Here is a 26,055-nt window from a genome sequence, read left to right on the forward strand (position 1 = left end):
CAGCCGAGTACTTGTACGTCCCCAACGGGAACTCCTGTTCTCCGGATCATCACGATCCAAGTGTCCAGGGTGTCCACGTTCCGGGGGAAACCTCCTTCCGTCATCGGCCCCCACGTGGACCACCAGGTGCTGGTGCGCGACCAACCACCTGCGGGATGGCCCTGTGTCCGGCGATAGTGCTGGCTCTGGCCCCGCGGCTGGCGGCCGTCGAACACCACCCGCCCAGCCGTCGCCCGTGTGGCGACCGCAGCCGTCCGACCGCCCACGCCGCGAGCGCCGTCGGCCAGCCGACAACGCGGTGAACCGCGTACGACGGACTTGGGCTATTCGGCCGGTGGCAGGAGGGGGCCCAACGGTCCTAGATCGAGGTTCAGGTCCTGCATGGACAGCCCGTACCGGGTGCACAGATCGGTCATACGGTCGTGCAGAGCCATGAGGGTGGCTCCCAGGTTCTCCTCCTGTTCCTCGGTGAGGTCGCCAGCCTCGACACGGTGCAAAGCCTGACGTTCCATGAGCTGCCGTAGAAGCTCAACGAGGGTGAGGACGAGTTTCATTAGGTCTCGTTCGACCGTCTCGGGGTCGGTGGTGATCCTGCGCGGCATCTGCTGCGGCCAGCCGCGGTCCGCCTGCGGCTTCTCGTGCACGGTGGCCGGCAGAAGCCGGAACGCGCGTGCGGCGGCTTGGGCGACTTCTTCCCGCCGGTCTGGGTGGGGAGCGGCTCGGTCAGGGCTCATCTCGTTCCCATTTGTCCGGCTCGGCCCGAACCGAGCTAGGGCTAGGGCCGGGGTTGAGTTCGCTGATCGACACGATGAGGGCGCGCAGCGAGATTTGTACGAGGTCGATGTCGGCGATGGACAGGACGAGGTCGCCGGTGAGGACAACTCCGCCGCTGAGCAGTCGGTCTAGCAGATCAATGAGGGCGACCTGTTGCTGTGGCAGTGACGTGCTGGCGTGGGGGGCTGGGGTGCCGTCCGGGGGGTTCACGGTGTGCTCGTGCCGGGCTCAGGGAGGCTGGCGAAGGAGTAGGGGGCCCAGGGGCCGGTGACGTCGACGCGGAGGCCCCTGAGGCCGTCGGTGGCGTGCATGGCCTCCTCGCGGAAGGCGTGGGCGTGGGCAGCGGGTACGAGGTAGGCGTCGTTGCTCACGTTCTGCCCGGGGCCGATTGCCAGCTCTCCTTCCTGGAGGCGGTGGCGTACCCGCTGCACGGCGTGGGCGCGGGCGATCGCCACGATCCGTTCTGCCGCCTGCTCGGCTGCCCGGTGGGCGTCGTCGCGTGCGTCCTGTTCGGTGCGGCGCCGACGCAGGTAGGCGCGCCCCGGGCTGAGCCCTCGATCGGGAGGAGCCGTTGCTGCGGTTGAGACGTCGGACGCGGATTCGATGTAGAGCTTGACGCCCAGCTCCACGTGGCCGTCCAGGTGCTCCAGTGTGTCCAGGAACAGTGTCCGGTGGTCGTGGAGCATGGAGCGCACCCGGTCCTCGTCGAGGTAAACCGTTGCCAGGCGCAGGGGGAGGACGGTTGCGCGTGCCGTCAGTGCTTCGATGACGCCGTTGTGTGCCCTGGCGAGTGCTTCGAGCCAGCTGAGCTCCTCCAGGCGGCGGCGTAGTGCCGCCTCGTGGAAGTCACTGGCGGGGACGGGGCTGACGACTGCCACCAGGGGGGCGTCGTAGTCGCGCGGCACTAGGTGGACGGTTGAGCCAACGACGCCAGTGATGGAGCCGACCTCGTTGGCCAGGGTGGCGCTGCGGCCCCGAGCGACGGCGTAGGCGTAGGTGAGGGAGGCGGCGCTCATGTGTCACCTGGGGTGGGTCGTGGGCGAGTGGTGGGCCGCTTGGTCGGGCGTGTCCGGCGGCGCGGCTCCGCGCCTTCTTCGCGCCTGTCGGCGGGCGGAAGGGCGGCGTTGGCGCGCAGGGTCTCGATCTGTTCGCGCAGGTGCTGGTTCTCCTCTTCGAGGCGGGAGGCGTTGCCGCCATTGGCGCGGGAGGAGAGGGAGGGGTCGTGTTCCCACCAGTCGATGCCCATTTCCTTGGCCTTGTCCACGGAGGCGATGAGTAGGCGCAGTTTGATGGTGAGCAGTTCGATGTCGAGAAGGTTGATCTGGATGTCGCCGGCGATGATGATTCCCTTGTCCAGGACGCGTTCCAGGATGTCGGCGAGGTTGCTGGAGGAGGGCTGGTAGGGCGGGGCGGCTCGGGAGGGCAGCGAGGCGAGGCGGTTGGCTAGGGGGTCACTCACGGTGTGCTGCCCTCCGTTCGCTCATTGGGTGGCCGCGCTGTCACTGGTCACGGTGCTGGGCGTGGGCCCTGATCTCCTCGAGGCGGTCTAGGAGTTCGTCCTCACGTCGGTCGAAGGTCTCCTCGTCGATTTCCCCGGCCAGGAGGGCTCTCTCCAGCGCGGCGAGGTCCTGCTCGACGGGAGCAGGATCGTAAAACTCGTTCTCGGCGGTCTCTACGACACGTTCGAGCACCCAGACCGTGCCGCGAACGGGCGCCAGCGGGAAGGTGAGGATCTGGGTGATCAGACCCATGGTTCGCGCCTTTCAGACAAAACTGTAGGCGGGCAGGGGGCCGTGCAGTCGGAATTCGCAATCCGCGCCGAGTTCATCAGCGAGGCCCTTTTCCGCGGTGAGGAACAGCTCCCGATGCTCGTAGTCCACCAGGAAGGAAATGCTCAGGAAGTCGTCTCCGGTGGGCTCGGACGCCCGTTCCTGGCGGGTATAGGGGCGCAGTGCCTCGGCGATGCTGGCGGCCAGGGCCTGGTGGCGGGCCATGACTTCCTGCGCGACGAGTTCGCCGAGGGCGAGCGGCAGGTCGGGGCTGCTGTTGCCCGCCTTGATGTCGTCGTTGAGTTGTCGGGCCTGGGGCGAGTCCCGCAGGATCTGGCGCAGCAGGACGTCCTCGTCGACGGCGGCCTTGAGGTGGTACTCAACGCATCCTCCCAGCTGGTCCAGACGTTGGAGGTACTCGTCTCGGCGCTGCTCGAGGACGGCGCGGACGGCATCGTCATCGGCGGCGGTGAGACCGAAGCGCAGAGGCAGGACAGTACCGTCCGCCATGAGGCGTTCCTGGACGGCCTGGTGAGCCATCAAGTCGCGTCGTTTGGGTCGCAGCTCCGTGGGCGCGTCGCTGACGACGGCGCGCAGTGGTCCCGCGCCGACGGACCGGAGTGCGGTGGGGACGGAGCCCACGGCGTCAAGGCCTGTCAGGTTGAGAGGGTGATCGGCTGCGGTGATGGAGTAGACGTAGACGGTCATCTCACTCCTCCCGCCGCCGTGTGGGTCGGCGGGTCGGCCTCGTGCGCTTGGGTGCGGTCTCCTCGTCCTCTTCCACTTCTTCTTCGTCCTTATCGCGTCCGAGATGGAAAGCGTCACTGACAGCTTCGACGGCGCCGCTCAGTGCACCCTTGCTCTTGCCATGCGCACCCCCTTCGGTGATTTCCCCCACGATGTCGGTGAGTTGGGTCGGTGCTTTACGCCCGGATTCCAGGTCAAGGCGATTGCACGCCTCGGCGAAGCGCAGATACGTGTCGACGCTGGCGACGACGATACGGATGTCCACCTTGAGAATTTCGATGCCGACCAGCGAGACCCGGACAAAGACATCGATGACCAGACCTCGGTCGAGGATCAGTTCCAGGACGTCGTAGAGAGTTCCGGTATTCCCGCTGCGGGAAACACTGGCTGCGCCTTGCGGCACCACGGTCACGGTGCCTCCTTTCGCCGCCCGCCCTCGCGGTGGGCGTTCTCACTTTCGTCGCGCCACGGAGTTCGTCAGGTCGGCCGGTCGACCTGTCCGCGCGTGTAGCGGCGGATCCGCTCGTAGGACTGCAGTTCGCCCTCCTTGTCCAGCGTTACCCGGTAGCTGGCCAATACGCTGGTGGTCTCGGGGATGCGTTCCAGCTCCACCACCTCCACATCGGCCTGCCAGCCGGCTTCGACGGGCTTCAACGCCGACACTGACTCGGGAGCACGCCCGAGAAGTTCCGCCAGCTGCTCAGCGGCGTTTCGCATGGCCTGTGGCGCTGAGACTCGGCGCCGGGGACGTCGTGGGCGTTCTGGCTGGTTCTGCGTGCGGCGGGCGATGCCGGTCCGCGACCCGGTCGGATGCGGGCTGGCCTTCCTCGGCCCCGCGCCGTCGTGCTCCTTGCCTGCGGTCATGTTCCTTCTCCGGATCGGGGACGACCCGCGCCGCGCACGGCCCACAGAGGCCTGACACCAATAGTATCTGTCGGCTTGCGTCTCACGGGTGGCCGCCGATACCACGGGCCGTGCCCCGCAACGACCGCTCTGCGGGCGGGCGGCGAGTGCGCGGACTGCGTCATAACGTGCGGGAGGTCGCTTCCAGGGTGCGCGCAGACGACGGCGGCATGCAAGACTGGGAATACCGGGCGGGCCCTATCTGCGGGGCCTGTGAAGGGAAGACCCCTTGGATTTTCAGGGCGCGTGCCCTGGTCCGGGTGCGGCTGCGGGCAACCGCGACCGAAGTCTCAGCGACGGACCGTCGCTCTCACACGCCGAGCATCGCAGGCAAGAAGCTCGGCGGTTTCGCGTCCGGCAGGACATCAGACGGGCCCCTTCGCTGGTGCCGATCACTCGAGAAGGGGCGATCGCGGGAAAGGGATGCCCCATGAAGGACATCAACAAGGTCGCCCTGGCGGCGGCTATCGCGGGCGGATACGTCCTTGGGCGCGCGAAGAAGGGGCGCCTCGCGTTCGCCGCTGCCACCTACCTCGCAGGGCGCCGGTTCGGTCTGGACCCGCGCCAGCTCGCCACCGAAGGCATGCGCAGGCTCAGCGAGGTTCCGCAGGTCGCCGAACTGAACAAACAGGTCCGCGGTGAGCTGCTGGAAGCCGGCAAGAAGGCGGTCGCCGCAGCCGCTGACCGTCGCATCGGCGACTTGGCCGACACCTTGAGGGAGCGCACCCTCAATATCGGCAAACCGAAGCCGGACGAGGGGCAGGAAGAGGAAGAGCCGTACGACGAGGAACCGGAGGAGGGCGAGCCTGAGGAAGAATGGGACGAAGAGCCGGAGGAGGAAGAGGAGCCCGAGGAGGAAGAGGAGCCCGAGGAGGAACATCGTCCGGCGAGATCTGCGCGACGGCGCCGCAGCGCCGACTCCGCTGGCGGTGACCGGCCGCAGTCCTCCCGTACGGCACCGAGCAGGCCCGCGCCCGAGAGCCCTGCTCGCAAGCCCGCCAAGAAGGCCGCACCGTCGGCGAAGAAGACCACGGCGGCGGCAAAGAAGACCTCGGCCAAGAGCACTTCTCCCGCGAAGCGGCTGCCGGCCCGCTCCGCTGCTTCGAAGACCGCCGCATCCAAGCCCGCAGGCAAGAAGGCGGCCGCACCCGCCAAGAGAACCGCGGCGAAGAAGACCGCGAGCAAGAGCACCGCCGCCAAGCCGTCGACGCGCACCCGACGGAGGTGAGTCATGGCCGCCACGGGACAAAAGTCCGCGGACATGTCGGGCGTGGACCGACTGCGCGAGGAAGCCGTCAGATACATCGGCGCCCAGCTGGAGCACCTGGTGGAGAAGGCCGGTGACAAGGTTTCTGACCTGACCGGCGCCCTCGGTGACGTCGCTCAGAATGGCGGGGTCCTGCCCAAGGTTGGATCCCGCGTCCTGCAGGGCGACTCACCGCTCAAGGCCCTTATCGGCGAAAAGGCCAAGAGCCTCAAGGACGACGTCATCAACAAGGCCAAAGAGACGTTCGGCGGAGGCGGCAAGCCCGGCCGCAAGGCCGGCAAGAAGACGATGAACATCGTGGAGACGCTGGATGTCGGCGTTCCGGTGCGGACTGCCTACGATCACTGGACCCAGTACGAGGACTTCAGCGGCTTCGCCAAGGGGGTGCAGAGCGTCTCCCAGGGCGATGAGGTCACCACCGACTGGAAGGTGAAAGTCGGGCCGTCGAAGCGCAGCTTCAAGGCGACAGTCCAGGAACAGATACCAGACGAGCGCATCGTGTGGACCTCCGAAGGAGCCAAGGGCAGCACCCGCGGGGCCGTCAGCTTCCATGAGCTCGCCCCGAACCTGACCCGCATCGTCCTCGTCGTCGAGTACTACCCCCACGGCTTCTTCGAGAAGACCGGCAACATCTGGCGCGCCCAGGGGCGGCGACTGCGCCTGGACTTCAAGAACTTCCAGCGGCACGTCTCCCTGACAAACGACGAGGCAGAGGGCTGGCGCGGTGAGATCCGCGACGGCGAGGTCGTCCGTACCCACGACGAAGCCATCGACGAAGAAGAAGCCGCCCGGAGCGACCAGCCGGAGGAAGACGAGTACGACGAGGACCAGTACGACGAGGAAGAGGAGCCCGAAGACGAGTACGACGAGGACCAGTACGACGAGGAAGAGGAGCCCGAAGACGAGTACGACGAGGACGGAGAGGAGCCCGAGGACGAAGCCGACGAACAGGAGCTTGAGGACGACTACGACTACGAGGAGGACGACGAGCGGCCGCAAGAGGAGGAGGACGAGGAGTACAGCGACGAAGCTCGCTAGCAGGACCGGTCGGTGCCGGCAGTCCACAAGGGGCGGAAGTCTTTCTGGTCGAGTGACTCTCATGCCTTGTTGGCTCGGCGGCCTCCAGCATCTTGGCGGCCTCGCGTAGAGTCGCGCCCGCCGCGCGGCGCGATTGGCTGGACCCGCAATCCGCGCCGCGGTATGGACCGCGATCGGCCGGTGGTGCGAACCTAACTCCTGCCATCTGGGAGTTGGAGAACCGGTGGCTACGACGATCTGCTGGACGAGAGCCATGCACTTCGTTAGGTCTGGAGTGGTCCGGTGGGCCCTGGTCGGTGTGCGGTGGGTAACTCGCGGTGGCAGGTGGGGCATTCGCCGGTCCAGGCCTGGCTGCGTAGGTGAGACCTGACAGCACTTGTCGGCGAGTTCCGACAGCGGTTGTCGATCTGTTCGACGGGAAATGTTGCCGAGAAGTGGCAGCACTTGGGTCGTGTCGCTCTGGTGGAAGTCGGTGGAACAGCGCGCCGGGCATGGACCATGATCTGTCCATGGAACGAGTTATTGATCTTGATGAGGCGGTTGCAGAAGTAGCCGGTCGGGCGCCGGGGTGGCGGGCTGGTGGCCTGACAGTGGGGCGGGTGACCTGGCGTGATGAAGCCGCTCCCTGGCCTCAGCGACTTGAGACGGACAGGTCGTTGGTGAACGATCCCGACTCAGTTGGTGTGCTCATCTCGGGTCCGGCGGAGGCTGAGCTGTCGGTGGTGCTGTTCCGTGGTGGCTGGGCCGATGTCGACTACGTCGCCAGCATGGACGACGCCGGGGCCCTTCCGGCCTCGGACATCGCTTCAGCTCGGGAGTTCGGCGTCCAGCTCGACGGCTGGGTGGCCCGTGTGTTCGGTCAGTCCTCCTCTTCGGGCGAGCCGAACCTGTGACAGGGTCTTCCTCGGCGCCCGTCGGGTGCAGCCGAGGAAGACCCTGCTGCGATCCTCAGCCGGCAGCTGCCGCGTGCTGTTCGGCCCGGGCGCGGGTGGTGGCGAGGCGGTAGGAATCGGTTCCCGTCTCGATGATGTTGCCGCCGAAGGTGAGTCGGTCGACGATGGCCGCGCAGAGACGGGGGTCGGTGAAAGTCTTGGTCCAGCCATCTGGGGCTGGCACTTGTTCCCTCACACGAGTTGCCGCTGCCACCAGGCCGTTTCCTGTTCCTGCGGTCCTCGTTGGTTCTCGCGGCAGCGGCCTGGTTTTCAAGGCACTGCCTTGACCGTTCAGGCGCGAGGAAGGTGTGCCGGTGGCCGAGGTGAGACTGCACGTCATCGCGGGCGGGGGCGTCCCGCAGGGACCGCTGGCCACGGACCCGTGGCAGTTCCAGACGGCGTGCGTGGACGCGTTCGTCGCCTCGTGGCGGGCCCGCGGGTTCAGTCCGGTGACGATCGACAACGACATCGGCCTGCTGGAGCGGACGCTCGCCGCACGATCGATGGGCCCTTTCGCCCGCGCTCTCGAGGACTTCTTCACCCAGCACGGCCTGGCCCTGCCCACCGATCAGGCCGAACGGCTCGCCGCCGGGCGGCGCAAGCGCCGCGTCGAGGCCGTCCCCGACCCCTCCGGGCAGCCGTCGCCGCCTTCGACGCCTCCCGGATGCGGGCCCAGGACCGGGCCCGCCGGGCCGGCACCCGACCCCGCAGCCATCACACGCTGGAAACCGCCCTCGGCATCCTCCGGGATCTGGCCCGCTTCCTCACCGAACACCGTGGCAGGGACGACTGGGCCGTCGTCGACGTGCACGACATCGAGGCCTTCCTGGTCACCTTGCCCAAGGCCCGCCAGCGCCGACTCGTCGTCCTGCGGCAGTTCTTCCGCTTCGCCCGCTCGCAGCACATCGTCCTCGTGGACCCGTCCCGCGGACTGACCGCGAAGGAGCCAGGCGGCTTCCGCGGCCGCACCCTCACTCTCGACCAGCAGCGCGACCTCTTCCACCGCTGGACCGGCGACGACCACGTTCACCCGCACGAAGCCATGCTCGGCATCCTCGCTCTGCTGCACGGCGCCTCCAGCGCAGAGGTCCGCATGCTCCAGATCACCGACATCGACCCGCTCGCCCAGACCGTCCGACTCGGCAAACGTCCGCACCCCGTCCCGCTGGATCCCGCTTCCTGGGCTGTGCTCCAGCGATGCCTTGCCCACCGAGCGGCATGGACGACGGCCAACCCCCACGTCATGGTTACCAAAGGGACGAAGGCCGGGCGGGGCCCGGCTTCAACTGCCTATCTTTCCCACGTACTTGACGAATGCGGATACCCGGCCCGGATGATCCGCAGCACCCGCCTGGTCTACCTCGTGAACACAATGGACCCCAAGCTCGTCGCCGCCGCGTTCGGCATGGACCCCGAAGCCACCATGATCTACCTCGCCGACCATGTCGAGGCCGGACGCCTGCCCGCCAACAGGTGATCAGTCTCCGGAGACACCCCAGAAGGCAATCTCGTCCGGAATCCCGTCCTTGCAGAGGACCATGCAGCACCCACTCCACCGCGGGACCTGATCCAAAGCGTCCAAAGCCTCGAAATCCATGGCGTCGAAGTCCGCGCGGCTCGGCTTGTCGGTGCCGAAGCCCGCCTGGATGACGGACGAGACCAACGGGCGCACGGTCCCGAAGCCATGATCCTCGTCGGAAGAGATCACCCGGCCGACATCCAACACCGAATTGGTGCCGTTCGTGCCCAGGAACTCCCAGTAGAGCTCGTTCTCGAACAGCTCGTCGACCGAGGCGGGCGCGGGCATGCCCCACTCCGTAGGGCTGCAGTAGTTGCCGGAGGCGAACTCCGCCACTCGCAAAGCCTGCAATGCGGCGCCGAGGTCCTCCTGGTACGGCGCGACGTATCTCCAGCCCGATGCACCCACGTGTCGTCTCTTTCCTGCGGTACTGACCCCTTGCGACGCGAGGATGCTAACCGCGTGTACCGACACCACGATCTTCGCCGGTGAACCCGGTGACTTTCGGCACCGCCTGGCACAGGTTCGCCGGAACACGTGCGCTTTGCCGAAGGACTCGTTGGAGGCGATGGCGACGCTGTTCTTCTCCTCGCGCTCGGTCAGAACCTGGAACAGCAACTCGGCGCCCCTGCGATCGAGTTCCATATATCCGAGTTCATCGATCTATGCCGATATCGGCATAGCTGGACGAAGTGGGATACATCCCTTTCGAATCAGAGGCCGCGAACCTGTTCTTCCAGCTGATCTCGAACAGATACGAACGCGCGAGCGTGATCGTCACCTCGAACAAGCCGTTCGGGCGCTGGGGAGAGGTCTTCGGCGACGAGACCGTCGCCGCCGCCATGATCGACCGACTCGTCCACCACGCCGAGGTCCACTCCCTCAAAGGCGAGTCCTACCGCATGCGAGGACGCGAACTCGGACGCATCCCTACCGACGACAACGACTGACGCACACCATCCAGCGAGACCAACGGATGGCCCACAACTGAACCGTTGGAACCGGCCCGTTTTGAGCCGTTGCCGACACGGGCGACATCGGAGAGCTTCACTCCCTCCACACGTAGTGCACAGACACCTTGGCAAGGACCTGGAGCGTCTCCCGGTGGAGCCCACCGGGTGCGTCGTAGCCGAACTGGCCGAGTTCGACGCAGTGGGTGCGGTACTGCCATTTCCGTGGACAGGCCCAGCTCGTGAAGGCGGTGCGCTAACGCCACCGCGGCTAATCTCCGAATGCCGTCTGGCCTGGAGGATCCATGCCGTGGACGGGCCCTTGGGGGCGCGGGCGAGTAGTCGGCCGCGGGCATCTGGTGGGCCCCGGATTCGGCGTCGGGGCCATGCGGAATCTGCTCCTCGCCGTGCAGAACGAGGTGGCCGAGCTCGCGGGCTTCGTCGAAGCGGCTACGCTCGGCGATCTTGCCGGTGTTCAGCAGGACGAACGGTACGCCGAGGTTTCGAAGGAAAATGCGTCCACTGCGCTGCAGTTGCGGGAGAGCGAGAACACCCGGTTCCAGCAGGTGCAGCATGTTCCCGATCGGGGGGTCGCCGAGCCCCCAGCGTGCCCGCACAAGGTTGGCGGCCTCTTCGGCCGGGAAATGGCGGAGGCCGACGCGTCGGGCAGGGGAGGTCGGCTTGACCTTCGGGTCGGCAGCGGGCAGGCGGAACCTCTCCCCGATCCAGTCCTGGAGGTTCCAGGCGCGCCGGCCGTTGCTCCGCGATGTCCGCACGCTGCCAACCAGCGGCGATGGTTCACCACCCGGGGCCGGGCCGCGCTCGGTCGCGACTCCTAGGTGCCCTGCTGGACCCGCGCTCGCCCCCGCCTACACCACCACCGGCGCCCCCATGCTGGACCAGCGCCGCTGGGGCAAGCTCTGGGTCATGCCGAACGACACGTGCGGCGCGCTGGTCAGGGCAGCTGCGTGAGCTTGCGGCGACCAGCCCGCCGGCGCAGCTTCGGCAAGTGCTTCTGTGCGGCTTCGGCGGTGTGCCGCTGGCGTTCGTAGAGGACACCGTAGGCGAAGGCGTGCCGGTCGTCGCTGCTACCGGGGTCCTGGCTTTCGAGGGCGATCAGTTCCTGTAGCGTCACCACGCTGTCCTGGTGCGTGCCCAGCACCTTGTGCAGCTTCTTCATCTGGATACCGAACTTCGCTGCTCGTTTCGCCGTGCGGCGCGGGATGTGCGATTGGCCCTGGTCGGCGGTGTAGCGGGCGCGTTTGGCGGCCTTGCGGGCGCGGTGCAGCGCCTGGTCGCGGTGCGGGCCCGGCTCGGTGCGCAGGGCGCGGTCGAGACGTTTCAGGGTCCGGCGCTGCTCGCGCCGCAGCGCGACGGACAAGTATCCGCGCGCCTTTCGGTTCGCTCGGTGCCGTAGTGGCGGGTCGGTGGCGAAGGCGTCGAGGCCGTCCAGGAGGGCGAAGTAGCGTGCGCCGTCGAGTTCGGCGACCGCTTGCTGCCAGGCCTGCCTGTAGCTCTCGGCGTAGCGTTTGGTGAGTCGACCTCGTAGAGCGCCTTGGCGTAGCTGGGCGGGGACGGCGTCCAGCAGGTTCACCAGTTCCTCGCCGAGTACTTCCTGGTCGCGGGCCCGGCCCAGTACCCTGCCGAGCCAGCGAAGTTCTGCGGCCAGGGGCTCGGCGCGGTCGCGCTCGAAGAGCCGCCGGTGGGCCTTGAGCAAGCTCCGCAGCCGGCGCGCGGTGACCCGCATGCGATGTACGGAGTCCGCCTGGCCGCTGCGCACGGCCGCATCGCGGGCGAGGAGCGCATCGCGCTGGGCTCGGAAGGCGTCCATGACGAGAGCGCCGGCCGACCCTGCCGCCGGGGCGCGCGGTGACCCGGCCAAGCGGGCTTCGGACATGCGGGGCTTGCCGAGCGCCCGGGAAAGCTTCGAGGGCCAGGCCGAGCGCACCAGCCCCGCGTCGGCGAACACGGTCTCGATCCGGTTCAACAGGGCCGGTGTGCCGTGCTCCAGCTCGACCTCGAACTCGGTCCACCCACTGACCTCTGTACTGGTCCCGCCCGCCGGGCCGACTTCACCTTCGGACCGGTATCCGGCCGTGTCATTTTCGGCGAGAGCGGCCTGATCGCCCGAGGGCTCGACGAGCACCCGTTTGGCATCGAGGATCTGGGCCGCGACCCGGTCTTCGGTGATCTGCGCGAGCGTGCATCCCCGACCGTCGCACAGCAGCAGCTGGGCGCGGCGGGTGTGCAGGTGTGCGACCGGGGCGAGGTTGGTGCCGCGGACGAAGGCCGCGACGAGTCCCGCGAGTTCGGCCGGGACGTCGTTGGGGCCGCCGGCCGCCAGCGGCAGCCGCGTCTCCTGGCGCTCATCGTCGCCGCGCGGCAGTTTCAGGTGCCAGCCGGCGTCGCTGCCGCCGGTGCGCCGGCGCAGGGTGATGTGGCGACGCAGCAGGCGCAGGTCTTGGGTGTCGTAGTAGATGGCGTCGAGGTCCTGGGGTTCGGCGTTCTGCGCGGTCGCGACACCGGGCACCCGGTCGAGCCGTTTGGGAAGTGTGGTCCCGTCGTACTTCCGCTCCGTCTCCACATGTTGTGTGCTCATGCCCTGCGCGTGCCCGCGCCAGCTGCGGCCAAGCGTGAAGACCGGAGGACACTGGGGGCATGGATCCGGTCGAAGCGCTGCGGCGGATCGCCTTCCTCCTGGAGTGGAGCGGTGCCTCCCCGTACCGGGTGCGTGCCTTCCACACGGCGGCCGGCGCCGTCCGCGACCTACCGCCGGGCCCGATCGACGCGGCGTGGGCCCGGCGGCTGCCTGGGGTGGGCCCGGTGACCGCCGAAGTGATCGCCCAGGCATCCGTCGGCGAGGTCCCGGCTTATCTCGCCCGGTTGGAGGCGCAGACCGGGCCGGCCGCCCGGGTCAGCTGGGAGTTGGCGGCGGCCAGCGCGGGGGACTGCCACCTGCACTCCGACTGGTCGGACGGCGGCAGCCCGATCGAGGAGATGGCGGAGGCGGCCCGTGCCCTGGGACATAGCTGGGCCGTGCTGACCGATCACTCGCCGCGCCTGACGATCGCCCACGGCTTGAGTCCCGAACGGCTGCGGCGCCAACTGGAGGAGGTGTCCACCGTCAATGCCCACCTCGGCCCAGGCTTTCGGCTGATGACCGGTATCGAGTGCGACATCCTCCAGGACGGCTCGCTCGACCAGGAGGAGGACCTGCTCGCGCGGCTCGACGTGGTGGTGGCCTCCGTACACTCCAAGCTCCGCTCAGAACCCGGGCCGATGACCGCCCGCCTGGTGGCGGCGGTGCGCAACCCACACACCGACGTACTCGGGCACTGCACCGGCCGGATCATCACCGGCCGGGGCCGACCGCAGTCCCCGTTCGACGCCGAGGCCGTCTTCGCCGCATGCGCCGAGGCCGGCACGGCGGTCGAGATCAACTGCCGGCCCGAGCGGCGCGACCCACCCGACGACCTACTCCTGCTGGCGGCCGAGGCAGGCTGCCTGTTCGCCGTGGATACTGACGCCCACGCCCCCGAGCAACTGCACTGGCAGTCCACCGGGTACGCCCGCGCCGCGCGGGCCGGCCTGGGCCCGGACCGACTGGTGACGACCTGGCCGATCGGGCGGCTGCTGAACTGGACCGCACGGCGCACAGCCGCAGGGCCTGCTATCGCCCGGCCGGGCGCTCCACCTTGAGGCAGACGTGACACGGCTCACGCTGCCTGCAGGTGGGCGCCCACACCGACGGTCACGAGCGGGGCAGCGTGACCCCGCACCGATGCCGTTTGCCGGTCCTCGGGTTGATCCACTGCCCCAGGACGCCGTAGTCGATCTGGGCCTCCGAGCCCGGCGCGACGTCATCCCGCAGCACCGTGACCTTCGAGCGGGCCGCCTCGTCCGGCAGGTTCGCGTTGCACCCACCGCCGAAACGATGCAAGCGAAGCCTTCAACTTCTGCTCGTCGCGCAGGCATTGATGGATCGTAGTGCCTGTGGTGGTCTCCAGCAGCTGCTTGATGTAGTCGCGGTGTTCCTCGATCTCCGGCCAGGTCAGCTGCTCAGCCGCCGGCTGGCCAGGTCCGGGAACCAGCTCTTGATCAGCCACCTCCCCCGTGTCCGCGGGCGCCGCGCAGGCGGCGTGGACGGACCGGCGCAGGAGCGGGGTCGTCCCGTGCGACCCGGGGCATGGGCCCCGGGGCGCGGGACCCGCGGCGCTCAGGCCGGGGGTGGGGTCAGGCGCTGCCGCCCCCGCCGTTGGCGGTGGCCGCGACGGCGCCGTGTGCCGTCACCGGCAAGGGAGACGCTCAGGGTCAGGAACTTGACCGGGACCGGCGGAACTTTAGGAAGGCGAGCTCGAAGGTCAGCCGGATCCGGGACGGCGGGGTTTCGGTGCGCTCCGTGTCGGTGCCGACGAAGCGGTAGGTGCCACCGCTGGTGAGGTCACGGCCGGTAGCACCCCCCACCCACAGCGCGCGGCTGACCGCGCACGGTTGGGGGCGATGGCGAATCATGGGGGACGGAAGGACTGGTACGGCCGAAAGGACAAAAAGTGGGCGAGAACGGGAAGGACGGGAACGAAGAGTCGGAGGAGAAGGCGGACCGCAAGTGGGAGGAGATGCTCCAGGAGGTGCGTGTCGCCCAGACCGGCGCGCAGATCCTTTTCGGGTTCCTGATCAGTGTGGTGTTCACTCCCCGATTCATCCAGATCAGTCCGGCCGACCGGACGCTGTACGACGTCACGGTTGTCCTAGGTGCGGTCGCCACCGGCACGCTGATCGCCCCCGTCGCCTTCCACCGCTTCCTGGCCGGACACCAGATGATGCCCGAGCTCGTCCGCGCCGGCGCCAGGATGATCGTCCTGGGGCTGGTTCTGCTCGGCATCACCGTCGGCGCCGCCCTGGCACTGCTCCTGCACGTCGCCACCGGATCGGGCATCGCCTGGGCGGTCGCGGGCGCGGTGGTGTTCTGGTTCGCCGTCTGCTGGCTCGTGCTGCCCTGGATCGCACTGCGCGCAGGCAGGCGTCGAGCGACACGACCCGAGGCATGATTCTCTCGCCTTCCGGCGATCACGGTAGTGGGACGGCGTGCAGGAAAGTTGGCTTGTTGGCCCGATCCGGAGGCGGCGGCCAGCGGCCGGGCAACCTCCCCGGTGATCTACACGCGGAACGCGCCGGGCCCGTCCCCGCACACCGGCTCGCCGTCCGAGGTGACCTCGCCGGTGGACCGGTGGAGTAGACGACAAAAACCTCCGGCGGCCGGTGCGCGCCGGGCGTGCCCGGCAGAGTGACGGCATTTCTCGCCGACGGCCACCGGTGGCACCCGGGTCGGACCACGCAGAGACCGCGTCCGGTCGGCCGCCCGCTGGCGCTGGCCCGGGGGCCCTGGGCTTCGCCATGCGTTCTGCGGCCTTGCCAGCCACAGGGGTTCAGCGCACGGGACGGCGTCCGGTATGCCGGAAGCGCGCGGCACCCACCACGAGCGCGACGACGAAGACGAGCACACCGACGATGAGCAGGTAAAACAGTCCGTGGGCGACGGCTCCGACGATGCCGAGGACGACCGCCGCGAGGACGAGCAACAGCACCCAGACCATCCAATCCTCCCGTCGATCAGCGCCTGGCCAGGCGGCGTTCTCCGCCAGCGCCCGGCAGGTATTTCAGCTGGTAGTGCGCAAAGACGTCCGGCTCCTGTTCGGCCGGCAGTACGCCGTCGGTGTCGATGGCCGGGGCATTCTTCACCAGGGACTTGACGAAGGCGACCTTTAGGTAGCCGGGGCCGACCTGCGCCCCGCCGAGCGGGACGAAGACCAGCCGGCGGCGGGTGGGTAGACCGACGATGACCGTCGCGAAAGAAGGCTCGTCGGAGGCGGTGTCCACATAGACCGACTCCATGGTGCCGATCTTCTTTCCATCCACGTCAACGACGTCGTGCTCGCGCCACTCCCGGATATCGGCAATCTGAATCATGCACCTGCCTCCGTTCGCCCGTTCGCTCCTTGGCGTCCATCCTGTCGCCAGTGGCGGTACTCCGCCTGCGGACAGGTCAACCAGGGCTTCGAGGCCCTGGCACGGCGCGCGCAGTCGGTCACCAGCGGTACCAGCGGGCGCGGCCTGATCCAGAGGCACCACGGACAAGGAATCCGAGCAGCCACAACACCAGGACGGCCAGCGCCACCCACCACAGAATGTGGAGGGCGAAACCTGCCCCGAACAGCACCACGATGATGAGCAGAACCAGCAGCAGCGCGACCATGGTGATCACCTTCCTCGTCCGGTCGTTTGCCCAGCTCGGCACGAATGATGCGTAGACACGCCGCCCGGACTGTCCTCGGCGCAGATCGCCGAGGATCGGCCTGTTCTGGCCGGTGCCAGGAATCAGGGGCGACGCGGGCCGCGTCCTTCGGCGCTTCCCACTGCACTCAGGACGCCGCTGGGGGTGCGCTCCGCAGCCGGTGAGGCGAAGGTAAAAAAGGTAAGCTGCGCCTGGCCGGGCCGGGTCCATGGACGGAGCGGCCTTCTGTCGCCGCCCTCCGCCCGTGTCACGCACGGCAGCCGCGGACGGAGAAGGGCGGCGGACATGGTGTTTCAGCATCCGGCGCGCAAGCGCGAGGACGGCCAGCGTGGCCGGTTCGAGGAGTTCGCGGAGCTGGCGTCGAACTTCACCAGCTCGCCACTGTTCGCGCTGCTGTGCCTGTTGTTGGTGGGGGTATTCGTGGCCGTGAACGTGGCGGGGCTGTCCACCGAGTGGCGGCTGGTGGTGGGAGACACGATGAGCGCGGTGACGCTGCTGTTGTTGGCGATGCTGAAGAACTCCGAGCGGCGGGCCGAGCACGCCATCCAGCGCAAGCTCGACGCCATCGCCCGCGCCATGCTGGAGCAGCAGGAGGGCAAGCGCGGGCAAGCCCACGAGGACCTGAAGGCAGCCATCCGAATGGAGGAACGCTTGTAGCGCGGGCGGCACTGTTCAGGCAGAGCTGCTGCGTGAGCGAGCGAGGCGCAAGGGCGGTCACACATCCCGCGGGGGCGGATCTCGGGTTCCTCGTCCTCGCCGGTGGTCTCCTCTCCCCCGGGCCAGGTGCGCGGCGCGGAGTACGACCAGGCCGCGCCCAACGGCTAGGGGCGTGCCCGAACCGCCGCGTACGCCGTGGAGCTCGGCGCCGAGGTGGCCGTAAACGGGGGCCGATCGGGTGGGGTGGCGCGCGGGACCGGCTGGTGGGCCGTAGCGTCGAAGATCGGCGGATCATCCTGGCGTGAGCGATGAGGAGGCAGCTGATGCCGGCCACGGCGCTGTTCGATGTCGACGGAACTCTGCTGGACACCAGCTACTGGCATACGATCGCCTGGACCGAGGCACTCGCCCAGTTCAGCCACCACCCGGTGATGGCGCGCATCCACGGGGCGATCGGCATGGGCGGCGACCAGCTCCTGGACCATGTACTCGGTGACGACCGCGACCGGAGCGAGGACGAGGCGATCAGCGCGGCACACCAGGCGCTGTTCGCCCGGTTGTGGCCCGGCCTGCGGGCCTTCGACGGCGCCGCCGACCTGCTGCGGGAGCTGAAGCGGCGCGGGTGGAGCATCGTCCTGGCCTCCTCCGCCTCGGCGCGGGACCTAGCCGTGATGCGCCGCGTCCTGGACGCCGACGACGTGATCGACGCCGCGACCAGCGCCGACGACGTGGACGCCAGCAAGCCCGCCCCCGACCTCGTCCATGCCGCCCTCGACAAGGCCGGCATCGGACCGCAGCAGGCGCTGTTCGTCGGCGACACCCCCTGGGACGTGCAGGCAGCGGGCCAGGCCAAGGTTCCCTGTATCGCGGTGCTGTCCGGCGGCTTCGGTGAGCGGGTCCTGCGCGCGGCCGGCGCCCTCGAGGTCCACACCACGGTGGCCGAACTGCTCACAGGTCTTGACGGCAGCGCGCTTGCCGACCCGAACCGCTATACGGCCGGATCCCGGTAGAGCGCGTCGGGGTGGACGGCACGACCGGAGAGAAGTACGCAGTCACGGTCGAGCTCTACGACCTGCTGCAGGCCGAGACCGACCGCCGCCAGGCCCAGTGGCGCTTCGCCGATGCCGCCCGCCGTGCCCGGCACGGGATCCTCGACATCGATTCGGGCGTGGCACTGGCAGCTGGCGCCCGCGCCGTGCACGCCCTCGAGCCCTCCGCCGCGATGCGCACCGTGCGCCGGCCGACGTGCCCACCTCACCCTCCATCCCCAACCCGAGGCCGCGGAACTTCACGGGGGTGGCGGACCTGGCAGTGGCCTCCAACGTCACCCGGCCGCGCCATCTGGCCCATACTCTGTCAGGCACTGGTGCCGGGCGGGCCAGGAGCCTCGGGCAACTCGGCCCGGTGCGGGTGTACCCCGTGTCTACGCCGCCCAGCTCACCCGCGAGCCCGCTATGGCTGGCCAGTGCCGGGCAGATCGGAGCGGAACTCGCGGCCCCGACGTCTCATGCCTCTCCGACAGGCAAACAATCGCCGGTACTCCAGGCCTTGGTCGGGCGTCTTGTCCTCCATGGGCCGGGGCGGCGCCCCTCCGCCGGTCAACCTGGACAAGGCTCTCGATTACATCGGCGGCGCAGGTCTGCGGCCCTGCTCCTGACCCCTCGGTTGGCCAGGCACCCGCCTCGCCCTTGTCCGCAGCGGACTCCGTCGTCCGGTCACCCGTCGCCTTGCCGACGGCTTCCTTGGTCTTGCCCCTGGCCGTCTCGGCGACGTTGCGCGTCTTGTCCTCGCCGCTCATCACGATCACGCCCCTTCCCGGCCGCAGCGGACCGGTTCCTTCCGCGCAGCTGCGCCCGTCCGCGAAGCATGACCCCAACCACCGACGAGCGGCCAGGCGAGGATCGGGGCGGATCCTGGTTCATTCAGCGGTGCAGGGCTGGCAGGACCAGCTCGCGGTAGGCGTCGAAGAAAACCTCCTGGTCAGGGCCGATCTGCCCGACGTACACCTCGTCGAAGCCGGCCCGCGTATAGGCGCGAATCGTCTCCACGTGCTTCTCCACGTCGTCGCCGCACGTGACCGTGTCGGCGACCATGTCGCGGGTGACCAGCAAGCTGGCCTGCTCGAAGTGCGCCGGGGTGGGAAGGACCTGGGCGAGCTCGCCGGGCAGCAGCTCGGTCGGCCACAGCCGGTGCACCACGTCGACGGCCTTGTCCCGGTTGCTGCTCCAGCACACCTTCACCCCGCCCACCACCTTCTTGCCCTCCCCGCCGCCCTCACGGAAGGCGCCCACCAGGTCCGCGTCAGGGGTCATGGTGACGAAGCCGTCCCCGATCCGGCCGGCTAGCCTGGCGGCCTTGGGCCCGAACCCCGATACGAGAACGGGCAGCGGCCCGTCGGGCGCGGTGTACAGGCGGGCGTTGTCGACAGTGTAGTGCCGTCCGCGATGGCTGACCTGGTCGCCGCTGAACAGCTTGCGCATCACCTCCACCGCCTCCTCCAGCATGTCGGCGCGCTCCTCGAAGGACGGCCACCGGTCACCGTGGATGTGCTCGTTCAGCGCCTCGCCCGTGCCGACCCCGAGCGTGAACCGCCCACCGAGCAGCACGCTGGAGGTCGCGGCGGCCTGCGCGGTGACCGCGGGGTGTAGCCGCACCGTCGGACACGTCACCAGCGTGGTAACCGGCAGGCCGACGGCCTGCGACAGCGCGCCGATCATCGACCACACGAACGCGCTGTTGCCCTGCGCGTCGTTCCACGGATGGAAGTGGTCCGAGATAGCCAGCCGGGTGAACCCCGCCTGCTGCGCCCGCCGGGCCTGGTCGATCAGCTCGGCCGGGGTGAACTCCTCGCACGACAGGAAGTAGCCGTACTCGGTCATCGGATCCCGCTCCTCTCCGGATTCCCCCCTTCCCGGCGGATGCCCCGGGCGGCACAGGCCACCACGCTAGGTCGGGCTCACGCCGGCCGGACCGTGGCCACGCCGGGCCGCCGTCGGATACCAGCGCGATCGGGTGAAGCGGAGAACGACGGGCCTGCTGCGGGTCCGTGGCCCGATTCTGTCCATCCGGGACTGTGTTCAACCAGCGCCTCGACGTTCAGACAGACAGCAGCTGCCGGATGCACCGGTCCCAGTCGATGTGCGACGCCTCGGCGCCGTCCGGTACCAGCTGTTCGGTCTCGGCGAGGAACCGGGCCAGGGCAGCGGCGGGCGCGCTCAGGAGCGCCACTCCCGCTCGCCCGCCCAGCGCGACGAACACCTCGCCGCCGTCACCCGGTTCGATGTGGACATCGCCGTCTCCGGCCGGCTCGCGCAGTCCGACTGCCAGCATCTCGCGGGACACCACCCACACCGTGCCCTGTTCGTCCGCGCCGAAGTCCAGCTCGACCGCGAACGGATCCTCGGGCCGGTAGCAGCACTCGACGTCCACCGCCTACCAGGTCCCCTCGCCATGGAACAGGCACATCGTCACACGCGTACATACTCCGGTCAACCGACATCCCACCCTTCCCGGACCGCCATGTTCGGGATCCTTCCCGGGCCCGTGTGCCCCGATTAACCGGCGGCACCGGCCCCGGTTGCACTGGTCCAGTGAAGAAGATGAGAGTCCGTCAGTGGCAGCCCTCGTCGTGGTCTACCGATCAACGCGCCTCACCGGACAACGAGCGCCATCGTCCGAGGTCGACGAAAACCGCGGCCCGGTAAGGGCCGCCGCAGTGTCTGCCCGCCAGGTGGGCAGACAAACGAAGCCGCCCGGCTCGGAGCCCAGGACGGCCCGGCCAGGCCGGCAGCCCGAGGAGGATCAGTCCGGGGACCGGACCGTGCGCCGCAAGGGCCGATCGGGTGAGGCTGCAGCGAGCCGGGTGAGCGCGGTTGACCAGGCGGGGATACCTCTGGGTCGGGCGGGAGAGGCCCGACCCCGGACGAGAGAGGCGGACGTGTGATGGGGCACGGCGGGAACGCGATCGACGAGCTGATGACCGACCACCGCGAGGTCGAGGAGATGTTCGCCCGCATCCAGGCGATGACCACTGGGAGCCAGCAGCTGCGCGACATGGTGGACGAGGTCACCATCGAGCTGGTGCGGCACTCGGTCGCCGAGGAGCAGTACCTCTACCCGGCAGTGCGCGAGCACATCCAAGGCGGTGACCGGCTTGCGGACAAGGAGATCGCCGACCACGGCCGAATCGAGAAGATCCTCAAGCAGCTGGAGAAGACGGACACCGATACTGCGCAGATGGGCCCGCTGCTGCAGCAGCTCATGGACGAGGTCGCCGCCCACGTCCAAGACGAGGAGAACAACCTCTTCCCCATGCTGCGCCAGGCCTGCACCGCGCAGCAGTTGGACGACCTCGGCGACAAGATCCGCCGCGCCAAGTCCATGGCCCCCACCCGCCCGCACCCCTCGGCGCCTAGCAGCCCGACGGCCAGCAAGCTCCTCGCACCCGGCGCCGGCCTGGTGGACCGGGCCCGGGACTTCGTCACCGGACGCGGCAAGTCCTGATCCAGGCGCCGGCCGGGCCGCGCGAGTGGCCCGGCCCTGCTGCACGGGCAGCGCGTGACCCAGGTCATGGGCTTTGATGGCGGGCGCTGCCTATGCTGGTCGGCCACGAACCGGGGCAGCACCGCCCCGCGCACCAGCCCGTGCCCCCACCGGACGGAGAGGGGGCGTCGGCCCGCTCCTCAGAAAGCCGATCGCCGTGCCCACCGATCTGACGTCCGTCATCGCCGCCTGCACCCGATGGCTCCTCGACGCCTACCCGCCGCCCGCGGGCGCGCTCAACCACGCCTTGGCCGACGCCCAGGCGCGCCAAGCCGTCACCCTCGCCGCCCACCTGCGCTACCCCACCGGCCTCGACATACAGCTGCTCCACCTGTGCGGCCCGGGCGGCACCGACCGGCTGGACTGGCTCACCGGATGCGATGCGGAGCCCGACGGCACCGCGTGGCGGACCTGGGTGGACGAGACCGTCGTCAGCTGGGCGGCCTGCCTGCTGGCCGACCGGGCCCTCGCCGTCCGAGCAAACCGGGCTCGCGTAGCCACCGAGCATCACACCGACCGCGCCGGCCTGCACCGCCTCATCGACCCGGGCGCCCACGACATCGAAGCCGGCGCACTGCTGCACCATCCCGACCTGCTGGAACCCATCGCGGCGCTGCACCGCCCCCAGCTGATGGAGCTACTCCCGGTCGAGGCCGCCGGGACACCGTGACAAGCATGCGGCCGCACGCCTGTTCCCACTCCCGCGACGGGGTTCGCGGTGGCCCTTGCACCCTGGCCGGCCAGCCGGGAGGGCGTCGCGCTGCCAATGACCGGGACGCCGGTCACGGAGCTTGGCTATCAGCCGGTGGCGGCTCGGGCTCGTCGTCCTCGTCGTCTTCGGCCTTGGCCCGTACGTCCCGTGGGGTCGGCGCCACGATGTTGCGTTCCTCCGCGGACCGATCCCGCGTCTCCTCATCGGGCTGGGCGTCGTCCTTGGCGCCAGGTTCATGGTCGGCGCGCTCGGCCCAGAACATGCCGTGGCCGTACCGGACCGGCGGGCCCACATCAAATATGACCTCGCGCGGTGGGGTCTGCATCACGACGGCGCCGACCGTGCCATGCGCACCGGCGTCGCGCGAGCGTGGCGGCTGTCTCGAGCATGAGGGAGTGGACGAAGGCCTGGGACAGGTTGCCGCGCAGCTGGCGCTGGGCGACGTCGAATCTCCGCCGCGTACAGGCCGGGCGGTTCGCAGACGGCGCGGTTGCGTTCGAACCAGCGCACCGCCTCGGCTCGGCTGCCCTGCTGGTGTTGGGCGAGGGCGACGAGGAAGCCGCACAGCAGGAACGCGCCCTCGGCGTCTTCCAGGGGGCGGCGGTCGTGGCGGAAGCGGCAGCAGTAGTGGTCCTGGGCGGAGGTCGGTCAGGACGGCGTCCAGGGTGGCGGTGGGGCGGGGGTCGCCGGGGGCAGCAGGGCGGCGCGGATGGCGGGCATCAGGAGTGCCGCGTCCCGACCGACCAAATTGGTTGAGCGCTGCCTCAAATTGGTTGAGCGCTGCCAGCGTCCCATGGGGTGCAGGCAGTCGGCGGAGGTCTCGGCGACGAGCCGGTCCGCGAACGCCTCCCCGGCCGCCCGGCCGCCGCCGGAAGAGGACGCCTGGGCGGCGATGGCGCGCAGCCCGGCGACGCAGATCAGTCGGCTGTGCCCAGCCGTCGGTGTGGAGCTCCCAGATCCCGACGTCCGGCTGCCGGTGGCGGACGGCGATTGCGTCGGCCGCGGTGAGCGCGGCGCGCCAAGCCGTCGGCATCGAGCCGATCATGGCGGGCGGCGGCGAGCAGCAGCAGGCTCTCGCCGGAGATGTCGAATTGGAACTGGCAGTTGACCTTGTTGCTGACGACGTCGAAGCCACCCGGTTAGCCGGGCAGGTCGAGGGTACGCTGGTCCGGCACGGGGGCGCCGGTGGCAGCCGCACCCCGGTGCGCAACGCAGCATCGCCCACGAGCGGCATCCCGTGCGCCCGTGAAGCGCACGTGTAGATCGCCGGCCCGCGCCGTCCAGTCACCGGCCTCGTCGCGCCTGATCTTCCGCAGCGGGTGCGCTCCGAAGCCCGTTGCGGGGTTCAGCTGCACGTCGAGGTCGGCGTCGCCGTCGACGGCCGTGATCCTGCGCAGCACCACCGCCCGGTGCGCGTCCCCGGGGTAGGCGAGGGCCTCGCGGCACGCCGGTGGTGGTCCACCGGCTGCGCCCGATCAGGCTGCCCGGTTCGTAGTAGCCGCCCCACACGTACGACTGAGTGTGTGACGGTGTACCAGCCGTCACCGCCGATCAGGGCGGCGAAGACGGCGTCGCTGTCCCAGCCGGGTGCGCACATCCACGCGATGTCGCCCCGAGGCCCCACCAGGGCTCCGCGCCGACCGTCGGCGAGCAGGACATGGGGAGCGGCGGGCCTGCGGTGGGGGCGGTCAACGGCTCATCTCCCTCGAAGGCGACGGACGGTCGGTGGAAGGCATGAAAGTGGTCCCGGGTGGGCACACGCCGGACGGTCAAGGAGGTGACGGAGATGACCGGGATCAGGGTGGTCAAGCGTCCCGCCCCGCAGCGCCCGCGGCCTCCGCTCGACCTGCGGACCCCCTCGGGCCGTCCGTTGCCGTACTGAGCGAGCCCGCTCTAGGACACGCCGGTCCGCGTCAGCCCGGGGCACGGAACCGCTCGGCAACCGCACTGCGCAGGCTCAGCCCGAGGCCGGGCCGGCCCGCCTGGCCCGGGCGCAGGATGCCTCCGTCGGGGCTGAGGGCGCCGTCGAACAGCAGGTGCTCGATGCGGACGTGGTCGTGGAACCATTCCAGGTGGCGCAGGTTCGGTACCGCGGCGGCGGCATGGGCATGGACGTGGGGCGCAGTGCCCCGACAGCTGGAGGTGGTGGGCCTGGGCGAGGGTGGCGGCGCGCAGCCACACGGTGATGCCGCCGCAGCGGGGGGCGTCGACCTGCAGGCAGTCCACGACCGGGGCCATGCGGGCGAAGTAGGGCAGGTCGTAGCCGTACTCGCCAGCCGCGACGTCGCTAGTGACCGCGTCACGGAGGAGAGCCGGTGTTGCACACGGCGCGGCTCATCGCCCAGGATGTCGAAGACCGGACGGCCGACGACGAGGTCGCGCAGCTGACCGGTGATCACCTGGGCGGTGGCGGAAGCTCAGGCCGGCGGGGTCCCCACTGCGGGCGTGGACCAGGACCATGGTGGTCGATTCCCAGGTGAGTGTGCCGTCGGCCTCCGGGGCCTCGGTGGGTACGAGGACACGCACGTGCAGGTCCTTGCCAGCGGCGTGACGCGGGCGGTCATGACGTCTCTTCGATCGCTCGGCGGCCGCCCGTGCGTACTGGAGGAAGTCGGCCGCAGCCAGGGCGCAGGTCACGCCCCAGATTCGGTACGCCAGACCACCCCACTACGTGGAACCCGGGGGCCGGAGCGCTGCTCTTTTCGGAGAGAGGCTGCCTCCAGAAGCCGGACTTCGCCCTCGGCGGCGTCCTACGACAGCGACGGCCGTGGAGCGGACCGATCGGCATCCCGGTGGGTGGCGTAGGTGTGTCGGGCGAGCCGAGGCCTCGCCCCGCCGACCGCCGACCGGCCCCAGACCGGCCGGTAGCCTGCCGCGCGACGGGGTACACGCGTATGGGATAGGCCCCGTCGGCGGAGCCGGACGACAAGAAGGCCAGGGATGAACCCCATCGAACGCACACTCCGCGCTCTCGACCGCGCCCAGCAGCACCACACTGTCCCGGGAATGGTCGTCGGCGTGGTCAAGAAGTATGGAGACGACCGCGGCAGTCTGCTAACTGCCCTCATCGCCTACTACGGGTTCATGGCCCTGATCCCGCTGCTGCTCCTGCTCAGCACCATTCTCAGCTTCGTCCTCCACGGACACCCAGGCGCCCAGAAGGCCGTCGTCAACTCCGCGCTCGTCGACTTCCCCATCATCGGCGACCAGCTCCGCCAGAACATCCACACCGTCCAGGGCAGCGGCCTCGCCCTCGTCGTTGCCCTCCTCGGCCTGGTATATGGCGTGCTCGGTATTGCCCAGGTCCTTCAGCACGCCATGGCCGAGGTCTGGAACGTGCCCGGAGTCGTCCGCCCCGGCTACTTCCCGCGCCTGGCCCGCGGCCTGCTGCTGTTCACCACGCTCGCCGTAGGCCTGCTACTCGCCACCGCCGCCGCTACCCTCGTCGCCACCACTCTTGGCGGGCCGGCCGCCCACATCGGCGCCCTCGTCCTGTCCGCCTTGCTCAACACCGGCCTGTGCCTGGCCTGCTTCCGCATCCTGACCCCCAAGACCATCCCCACCCGCCCCCTGCTGCCCGGATGCGCGATCGCCGGGCCCCTGTTCACCGTCCTGCAGGCCTTCGGTGCCCTCCTCGTGGCCCACCAACTTCGCCACGCCACAGCTGTCTACGGGTTCTTCGCAACCGTGATCGGCCTGCTCTCCTGGCTCGCTCTGGCCGCGACGATCACCGTGTACGCGGCCGAGACAAACGTGGTTCTGCACCGGCGACTGTGGCCGCGAAGCATCCTGCAGCCACCGCTCACCGAGGCAGACGAGAAAGTCCTGGGATCCATCGCGGACCAGGAAGAACGCCGCCCCGAGCAACACGTCGACGTCGACTTCGAAGACGACAACAGATCCCCCGAGGACGGGCGGCCGCACCAAAACGACACCTGACCCAGAAAGTTAGG

At 69.3% G+C, this 26,055-nt stretch carries 31 protein-coding genes and 3 pseudogenes; 14 read left to right on the forward strand and 20 right to left on the reverse strand.

Annotation, left to right across the window (positions count from 1 at the left end):
* Positions 1-323: 323 nt before the first annotated feature.
* The 8 genes from ACFVWU_RS30610 to ACFVWU_RS30645 form a co-directional block, all read right to left on the reverse strand.
* Positions 324-734, reverse strand: coding sequence for a gas vesicle protein K (locus ACFVWU_RS30610; RefSeq protein ID WP_387626996.1), 411 nt, complete (start codon positions 732-734; stop codon positions 324-326).
* Positions 724-984 (reverse strand): gas vesicle protein, encoded by a 261-nt coding sequence (locus ACFVWU_RS30615; protein ID WP_387626998.1) that lies wholly within the window; start codon positions 982-984, stop codon positions 724-726. Before ACFVWU_RS30615 ends, ACFVWU_RS30610 begins: the two co-directional genes overlap by 11 nt.
* Positions 981-1,790 (reverse strand): GvpL/GvpF family gas vesicle protein, encoded by an 810-nt coding sequence (locus tag ACFVWU_RS30620; protein ID WP_387627000.1) that lies wholly within the window; start codon positions 1,788-1,790, stop codon positions 981-983. The genes ACFVWU_RS30615 and ACFVWU_RS30620 overlap by 4 nt, the downstream gene beginning before the upstream one ends.
* A complete protein-coding gene (gene gvpJ / locus ACFVWU_RS30625; protein ID WP_387627002.1) occupies positions 1,787-2,233 on the reverse strand; it encodes a gas vesicle protein GvpJ in 447 nt (148 codons plus the stop codon). The genes ACFVWU_RS30620 and gvpJ overlap by 4 nt, the downstream gene beginning before the upstream one ends.
* Positions 2,234-2,273: 40 nt before the next feature.
* A complete protein-coding gene (locus tag ACFVWU_RS30630) occupies positions 2,274-2,525 on the reverse strand; it encodes a gas vesicle protein GvpG (RefSeq protein ID WP_387627003.1) in 252 nt (83 codons plus the stop codon).
* A 12-nt stretch (positions 2,526-2,537) separates the two neighbouring features.
* Complete coding sequence (locus ACFVWU_RS30635; protein WP_387627005.1) at positions 2,538-3,251, reverse strand: GvpL/GvpF family gas vesicle protein; 714 nt, start codon at positions 3,249-3,251, stop codon at positions 2,538-2,540.
* Between the two features lies 1 nt (position 3,252).
* On the reverse strand, positions 3,253-3,702 hold the full coding sequence (locus tag ACFVWU_RS30640; protein WP_387627007.1) for a gas vesicle structural protein GvpA: 450 nt from the start codon (positions 3,700-3,702) through the stop codon (positions 3,253-3,255).
* A gap of 65 nt (positions 3,703-3,767) precedes the next feature.
* Positions 3,768-4,154: a gas vesicle protein gene (locus ACFVWU_RS30645; RefSeq protein WP_387627009.1), complete on the reverse strand. Its 387-nt coding sequence runs from the start codon at positions 4,152-4,154 to the stop codon at positions 3,768-3,770.
* Positions 4,155-4,623: 469 nt separating this feature from the next.
* Between ACFVWU_RS30645 and ACFVWU_RS30650 the strand changes: the two genes are divergently transcribed.
* The 3 genes from ACFVWU_RS30650 (at position 4,624) to ACFVWU_RS30660 (ending at position 7,391) form a co-directional block, all read left to right on the forward strand.
* Entirely contained in the window at positions 4,624-5,421 is a 798-nt protein-coding gene (locus ACFVWU_RS30650; RefSeq protein WP_387627011.1) for a histone protein, read from the forward strand.
* A gap of 3 nt (positions 5,422-5,424) precedes the next feature.
* Positions 5,425-6,498, forward strand: coding sequence for an SRPBCC family protein (locus ACFVWU_RS30655; RefSeq protein WP_387627013.1), 1,074 nt, complete (start codon positions 5,425-5,427; stop codon positions 6,496-6,498).
* A gap of 659 nt (positions 6,499-7,157) precedes the next feature.
* The gene (locus tag ACFVWU_RS30660; protein ID WP_387627015.1) at positions 7,158-7,391 is read left to right on the forward strand and encodes a hypothetical protein; all 234 of its coding nucleotides are present in this window, start codon (positions 7,158-7,160) and stop codon (positions 7,389-7,391) included.
* A gap of 55 nt (positions 7,392-7,446) precedes the next feature.
* On the opposite strand, the pseudogene ACFVWU_RS30665 reads toward ACFVWU_RS30660, so the two are convergent.
* Positions 7,447-7,599 (reverse strand): annotated as a pseudogene (locus ACFVWU_RS30665) (ATP-binding protein); the annotation flags it as partial.
* 495 nt (positions 7,600-8,094) lie between these two features.
* Here ACFVWU_RS30665 and ACFVWU_RS30670 point away from each other — a divergent pair.
* Positions 8,095-8,907: a tyrosine-type recombinase/integrase gene (locus ACFVWU_RS30670; RefSeq protein ID WP_387627016.1), complete on the forward strand. Its 813-nt coding sequence runs from the start codon at positions 8,095-8,097 to the stop codon at positions 8,905-8,907.
* A 591-nt stretch (positions 8,908-9,498) separates the two neighbouring features.
* Here ACFVWU_RS30670 and ACFVWU_RS30675 read toward each other — a convergent pair.
* Positions 9,499-9,612 (reverse strand): annotated as a pseudogene (locus ACFVWU_RS30675) (ATP-binding protein); the annotation flags it as partial.
* Between the two features lie 29 nt (positions 9,613-9,641).
* Here ACFVWU_RS30675 and ACFVWU_RS30680 point away from each other — a divergent pair.
* Together ACFVWU_RS30680 and ACFVWU_RS30685 are read left to right on the forward strand one after the other, a co-directional pair.
* Positions 9,642-9,899, forward strand: a complete 258-nt coding sequence (locus ACFVWU_RS30680; protein ID WP_387627018.1) for an ATP-binding protein — start codon at positions 9,642-9,644, stop codon at positions 9,897-9,899.
* A 386-nt stretch (positions 9,900-10,285) separates the two neighbouring features.
* Entirely contained in the window at positions 10,286-10,738 is a 453-nt protein-coding gene (locus ACFVWU_RS30685) for a hypothetical protein (RefSeq protein ID WP_387627020.1), read from the forward strand.
* A gap of 116 nt (positions 10,739-10,854) precedes the next feature.
* On the opposite strand, the gene ACFVWU_RS30690 is transcribed toward ACFVWU_RS30685, so the two are convergent.
* The gene (locus tag ACFVWU_RS30690; protein ID WP_387627021.1) at positions 10,855-12,498 is read right to left on the reverse strand and encodes a CHAD domain-containing protein; all 1,644 of its coding nucleotides are present in this window, start codon (positions 12,496-12,498) and stop codon (positions 10,855-10,857) included.
* Between the two features lie 59 nt (positions 12,499-12,557).
* Here ACFVWU_RS30690 and ACFVWU_RS30695 point away from each other — a divergent pair, with 59 nt between their 5' ends.
* A complete protein-coding gene (locus ACFVWU_RS30695) occupies positions 12,558-13,598 on the forward strand; it encodes a PHP domain-containing protein (RefSeq protein WP_387627023.1) in 1,041 nt (346 codons plus the stop codon).
* A 161-nt stretch (positions 13,599-13,759) separates the two neighbouring features.
* Here the strand turns inward: ACFVWU_RS30695 and ACFVWU_RS30700 are convergent, their stop codons facing one another.
* The gene (locus tag ACFVWU_RS30700) at positions 13,760-14,005 is read right to left on the reverse strand and encodes a hypothetical protein (RefSeq protein ID WP_387627024.1); all 246 of its coding nucleotides are present in this window, start codon (positions 14,003-14,005) and stop codon (positions 13,760-13,762) included.
* 444 nt (positions 14,006-14,449) lie between these two features.
* On the opposite strand from ACFVWU_RS30700, the gene ACFVWU_RS30705 reads away from it, so the two are divergent.
* Positions 14,450-14,947, forward strand: coding sequence for a DUF6328 family protein (locus ACFVWU_RS30705; protein WP_387627026.1), 498 nt, complete (start codon positions 14,450-14,452; stop codon positions 14,945-14,947).
* Positions 14,948-15,325: 378 nt separating this feature from the next.
* Here the strand turns inward: ACFVWU_RS30705 and ACFVWU_RS30710 are convergent, their stop codons facing one another.
* The 3 genes from ACFVWU_RS30710 to ACFVWU_RS30720 form a co-directional block, all read right to left on the reverse strand.
* Positions 15,326-15,493 carry a hypothetical protein gene (locus ACFVWU_RS30710; protein WP_387627028.1) on the reverse strand — a complete coding sequence of 56 codons (168 nt, stop codon included), beginning with the start codon at positions 15,491-15,493 and terminating at the stop codon, positions 15,326-15,328.
* A 16-nt stretch (positions 15,494-15,509) separates the two neighbouring features.
* Positions 15,510-15,866, reverse strand: coding sequence for a PRC-barrel domain-containing protein (locus ACFVWU_RS30715; RefSeq protein WP_387627029.1), 357 nt, complete (start codon positions 15,864-15,866; stop codon positions 15,510-15,512).
* 118 nt (positions 15,867-15,984) lie between these two features.
* Complete coding sequence (locus ACFVWU_RS30720; RefSeq protein ID WP_387627031.1) at positions 15,985-16,152, reverse strand: hydrophobic protein; 168 nt, start codon at positions 16,150-16,152, stop codon at positions 15,985-15,987.
* Positions 16,153-16,476: 324 nt separating this feature from the next.
* On the opposite strand from ACFVWU_RS30720, the gene ACFVWU_RS30725 reads away from it, so the two are divergent.
* Together ACFVWU_RS30725 and ACFVWU_RS30730 are read left to right on the forward strand one after the other, a co-directional pair.
* Positions 16,477-16,848, forward strand: a complete 372-nt coding sequence (locus ACFVWU_RS30725; RefSeq protein WP_387627032.1) for a low affinity iron permease family protein — start codon at positions 16,477-16,479, stop codon at positions 16,846-16,848.
* A 323-nt stretch (positions 16,849-17,171) separates the two neighbouring features.
* Complete coding sequence (locus ACFVWU_RS30730; RefSeq protein WP_387627033.1) at positions 17,172-17,858, forward strand: HAD family hydrolase; 687 nt, start codon at positions 17,172-17,174, stop codon at positions 17,856-17,858.
* A 912-nt stretch (positions 17,859-18,770) separates the two neighbouring features.
* Here ACFVWU_RS30730 and ACFVWU_RS30735 read toward each other — a convergent pair.
* Together ACFVWU_RS30735 and ACFVWU_RS30740 are read right to left on the reverse strand one after the other, a co-directional pair.
* Entirely contained in the window at positions 18,771-19,727 is a 957-nt protein-coding gene (locus tag ACFVWU_RS30735) for a TIGR03557 family F420-dependent LLM class oxidoreductase (RefSeq protein WP_387627035.1), read from the reverse strand.
* A 217-nt stretch (positions 19,728-19,944) separates the two neighbouring features.
* Positions 19,945-20,277, reverse strand: coding sequence for an SsgA family sporulation/cell division regulator (locus ACFVWU_RS30740; protein ID WP_387627037.1), 333 nt, complete (start codon positions 20,275-20,277; stop codon positions 19,945-19,947).
* Positions 20,278-20,790: 513 nt separating this feature from the next.
* Between ACFVWU_RS30740 and ACFVWU_RS30745 the strand changes: the two genes are divergently transcribed.
* Together ACFVWU_RS30745 and ACFVWU_RS30750 are read left to right on the forward strand one after the other, a co-directional pair.
* A complete protein-coding gene (locus ACFVWU_RS30745; RefSeq protein WP_387627039.1) occupies positions 20,791-21,351 on the forward strand; it encodes a hemerythrin domain-containing protein in 561 nt (186 codons plus the stop codon).
* Between the two features lie 196 nt (positions 21,352-21,547).
* Positions 21,548-22,060 carry a hypothetical protein gene (locus tag ACFVWU_RS30750; protein ID WP_387627040.1) on the forward strand — a complete coding sequence of 171 codons (513 nt, stop codon included), beginning with the start codon at positions 21,548-21,550 and terminating at the stop codon, positions 22,058-22,060.
* A 112-nt stretch (positions 22,061-22,172) separates the two neighbouring features.
* Here the strand turns inward: ACFVWU_RS30750 and ACFVWU_RS30755 are convergent, their stop codons facing one another.
* Complete coding sequence (locus tag ACFVWU_RS30755) at positions 22,173-22,364, reverse strand: hypothetical protein (RefSeq protein ID WP_387627041.1); 192 nt, start codon at positions 22,362-22,364, stop codon at positions 22,173-22,175.
* Positions 22,365-23,106: 742 nt separating this feature from the next.
* Between ACFVWU_RS30755 and ACFVWU_RS30760 the strand changes: the two genes are divergently transcribed.
* Complete coding sequence (locus ACFVWU_RS30760; protein ID WP_387627042.1) at positions 23,107-23,364, forward strand: hypothetical protein; 258 nt, start codon at positions 23,107-23,109, stop codon at positions 23,362-23,364.
* Positions 23,365-23,447: 83 nt separating this feature from the next.
* Here the strand turns inward: ACFVWU_RS30760 and ACFVWU_RS30765 are convergent, their stop codons facing one another.
* The gene (locus tag ACFVWU_RS30765; protein ID WP_387627043.1) at positions 23,448-23,726 is read right to left on the reverse strand and encodes a trehalase-like domain-containing protein; all 279 of its coding nucleotides are present in this window, start codon (positions 23,724-23,726) and stop codon (positions 23,448-23,450) included.
* Positions 23,727-24,015: 289 nt separating this feature from the next.
* Positions 24,016-24,412, reverse strand: a pseudogene (locus tag ACFVWU_RS30770) (enolase C-terminal domain-like protein); the annotation flags it as partial.
* 630 nt (positions 24,413-25,042) lie between these two features.
* Between ACFVWU_RS30770 and ACFVWU_RS30775 the strand changes: the two are divergent.
* On the forward strand, positions 25,043-26,041 hold the full coding sequence (locus ACFVWU_RS30775) for a YihY/virulence factor BrkB family protein (protein WP_387627045.1): 999 nt from the start codon (positions 25,043-25,045) through the stop codon (positions 26,039-26,041).
* Positions 26,042-26,055 lie beyond the last annotated feature (14 nt).

The organism is Kitasatospora sp. NPDC058190 (assembly GCF_042883685.1).
Lineage (GTDB): Bacteria > Actinomycetota > Actinomycetes > Streptomycetales > Streptomycetaceae > Kitasatospora.

What these genes read in the sequence shown, in the direction of transcription:
- ACFVWU_RS30610 (WP_387626996.1), bottom strand. Translation starts at nt 734, where the DNA reads ATGAGCCCTGACCGAGCCGCTCCCCACCCAGACCGGCGGGAAGAAGTC.
- ACFVWU_RS30620 (WP_387627000.1), bottom strand. Translation starts at nt 1,790, where the DNA reads ATGAGCGCCGCCTCCCTCACCTACGCCTACGCCGTCGCTCGGGGCCGC.
- ACFVWU_RS30630 (WP_387627003.1), bottom strand. Translation starts at nt 2,525, where the DNA reads ATGGGTCTGATCACCCAGATCCTCACCTTCCCGCTGGCGCCCGTTCGC.
- ACFVWU_RS30635 (WP_387627005.1), bottom strand. Translation starts at nt 3,251, where the DNA reads ATGACCGTCTACGTCTACTCCATCACCGCAGCCGATCACCCTCTCAAC.
- ACFVWU_RS30645 (WP_387627009.1), bottom strand. Translation starts at nt 4,154, where the DNA reads ATGACCGCAGGCAAGGAGCACGACGGCGCGGGGCCGAGGAAGGCCAGC.
- ACFVWU_RS30650 (WP_387627011.1), top strand. Translation starts at nt 4,624, where the DNA reads ATGAAGGACATCAACAAGGTCGCCCTGGCGGCGGCTATCGCGGGCGGA.
- ACFVWU_RS30655 (WP_387627013.1), top strand. Translation starts at nt 5,425, where the DNA reads ATGGCCGCCACGGGACAAAAGTCCGCGGACATGTCGGGCGTGGACCGA.
- ACFVWU_RS30670 (WP_387627016.1), top strand. Translation starts at nt 8,095, where the DNA reads ATGCGGGCCCAGGACCGGGCCCGCCGGGCCGGCACCCGACCCCGCAGC.
- ACFVWU_RS30685 (WP_387627020.1), top strand. Translation starts at nt 10,286, where the DNA reads ATGCGGAATCTGCTCCTCGCCGTGCAGAACGAGGTGGCCGAGCTCGCG.
- ACFVWU_RS30690 (WP_387627021.1), bottom strand. Translation starts at nt 12,498, where the DNA reads ATGAGCACACAACATGTGGAGACGGAGCGGAAGTACGACGGGACCACA.
- ACFVWU_RS30695 (WP_387627023.1), top strand. Translation starts at nt 12,558, where the DNA reads ATGGATCCGGTCGAAGCGCTGCGGCGGATCGCCTTCCTCCTGGAGTGG.
- ACFVWU_RS30710 (WP_387627028.1), bottom strand. Translation starts at nt 15,493, where the DNA reads ATGGTCTGGGTGCTGTTGCTCGTCCTCGCGGCGGTCGTCCTCGGCATC.
- ACFVWU_RS30715 (WP_387627029.1), bottom strand. Translation starts at nt 15,866, where the DNA reads ATGATTCAGATTGCCGATATCCGGGAGTGGCGCGAGCACGACGTCGTT.
- ACFVWU_RS30720 (WP_387627031.1), bottom strand. Translation starts at nt 16,152, where the DNA reads ATGGTCGCGCTGCTGCTGGTTCTGCTCATCATCGTGGTGCTGTTCGGG.
- ACFVWU_RS30725 (WP_387627032.1), top strand. Translation starts at nt 16,477, where the DNA reads ATGGTGTTTCAGCATCCGGCGCGCAAGCGCGAGGACGGCCAGCGTGGC.
- ACFVWU_RS30730 (WP_387627033.1), top strand. Translation starts at nt 17,172, where the DNA reads ATGCCGGCCACGGCGCTGTTCGATGTCGACGGAACTCTGCTGGACACC.
- ACFVWU_RS30735 (WP_387627035.1), bottom strand. Translation starts at nt 19,727, where the DNA reads ATGACCGAGTACGGCTACTTCCTGTCGTGCGAGGAGTTCACCCCGGCC.
- ACFVWU_RS30745 (WP_387627039.1), top strand. Translation starts at nt 20,791, where the DNA reads ATGGGGCACGGCGGGAACGCGATCGACGAGCTGATGACCGACCACCGC.
- ACFVWU_RS30755 (WP_387627041.1), bottom strand. Translation starts at nt 22,364, where the DNA reads ATGTTCTGGGCCGAGCGCGCCGACCATGAACCTGGCGCCAAGGACGAC.
- ACFVWU_RS30775 (WP_387627045.1), top strand. Translation starts at nt 25,043, where the DNA reads ATGAACCCCATCGAACGCACACTCCGCGCTCTCGACCGCGCCCAGCAG.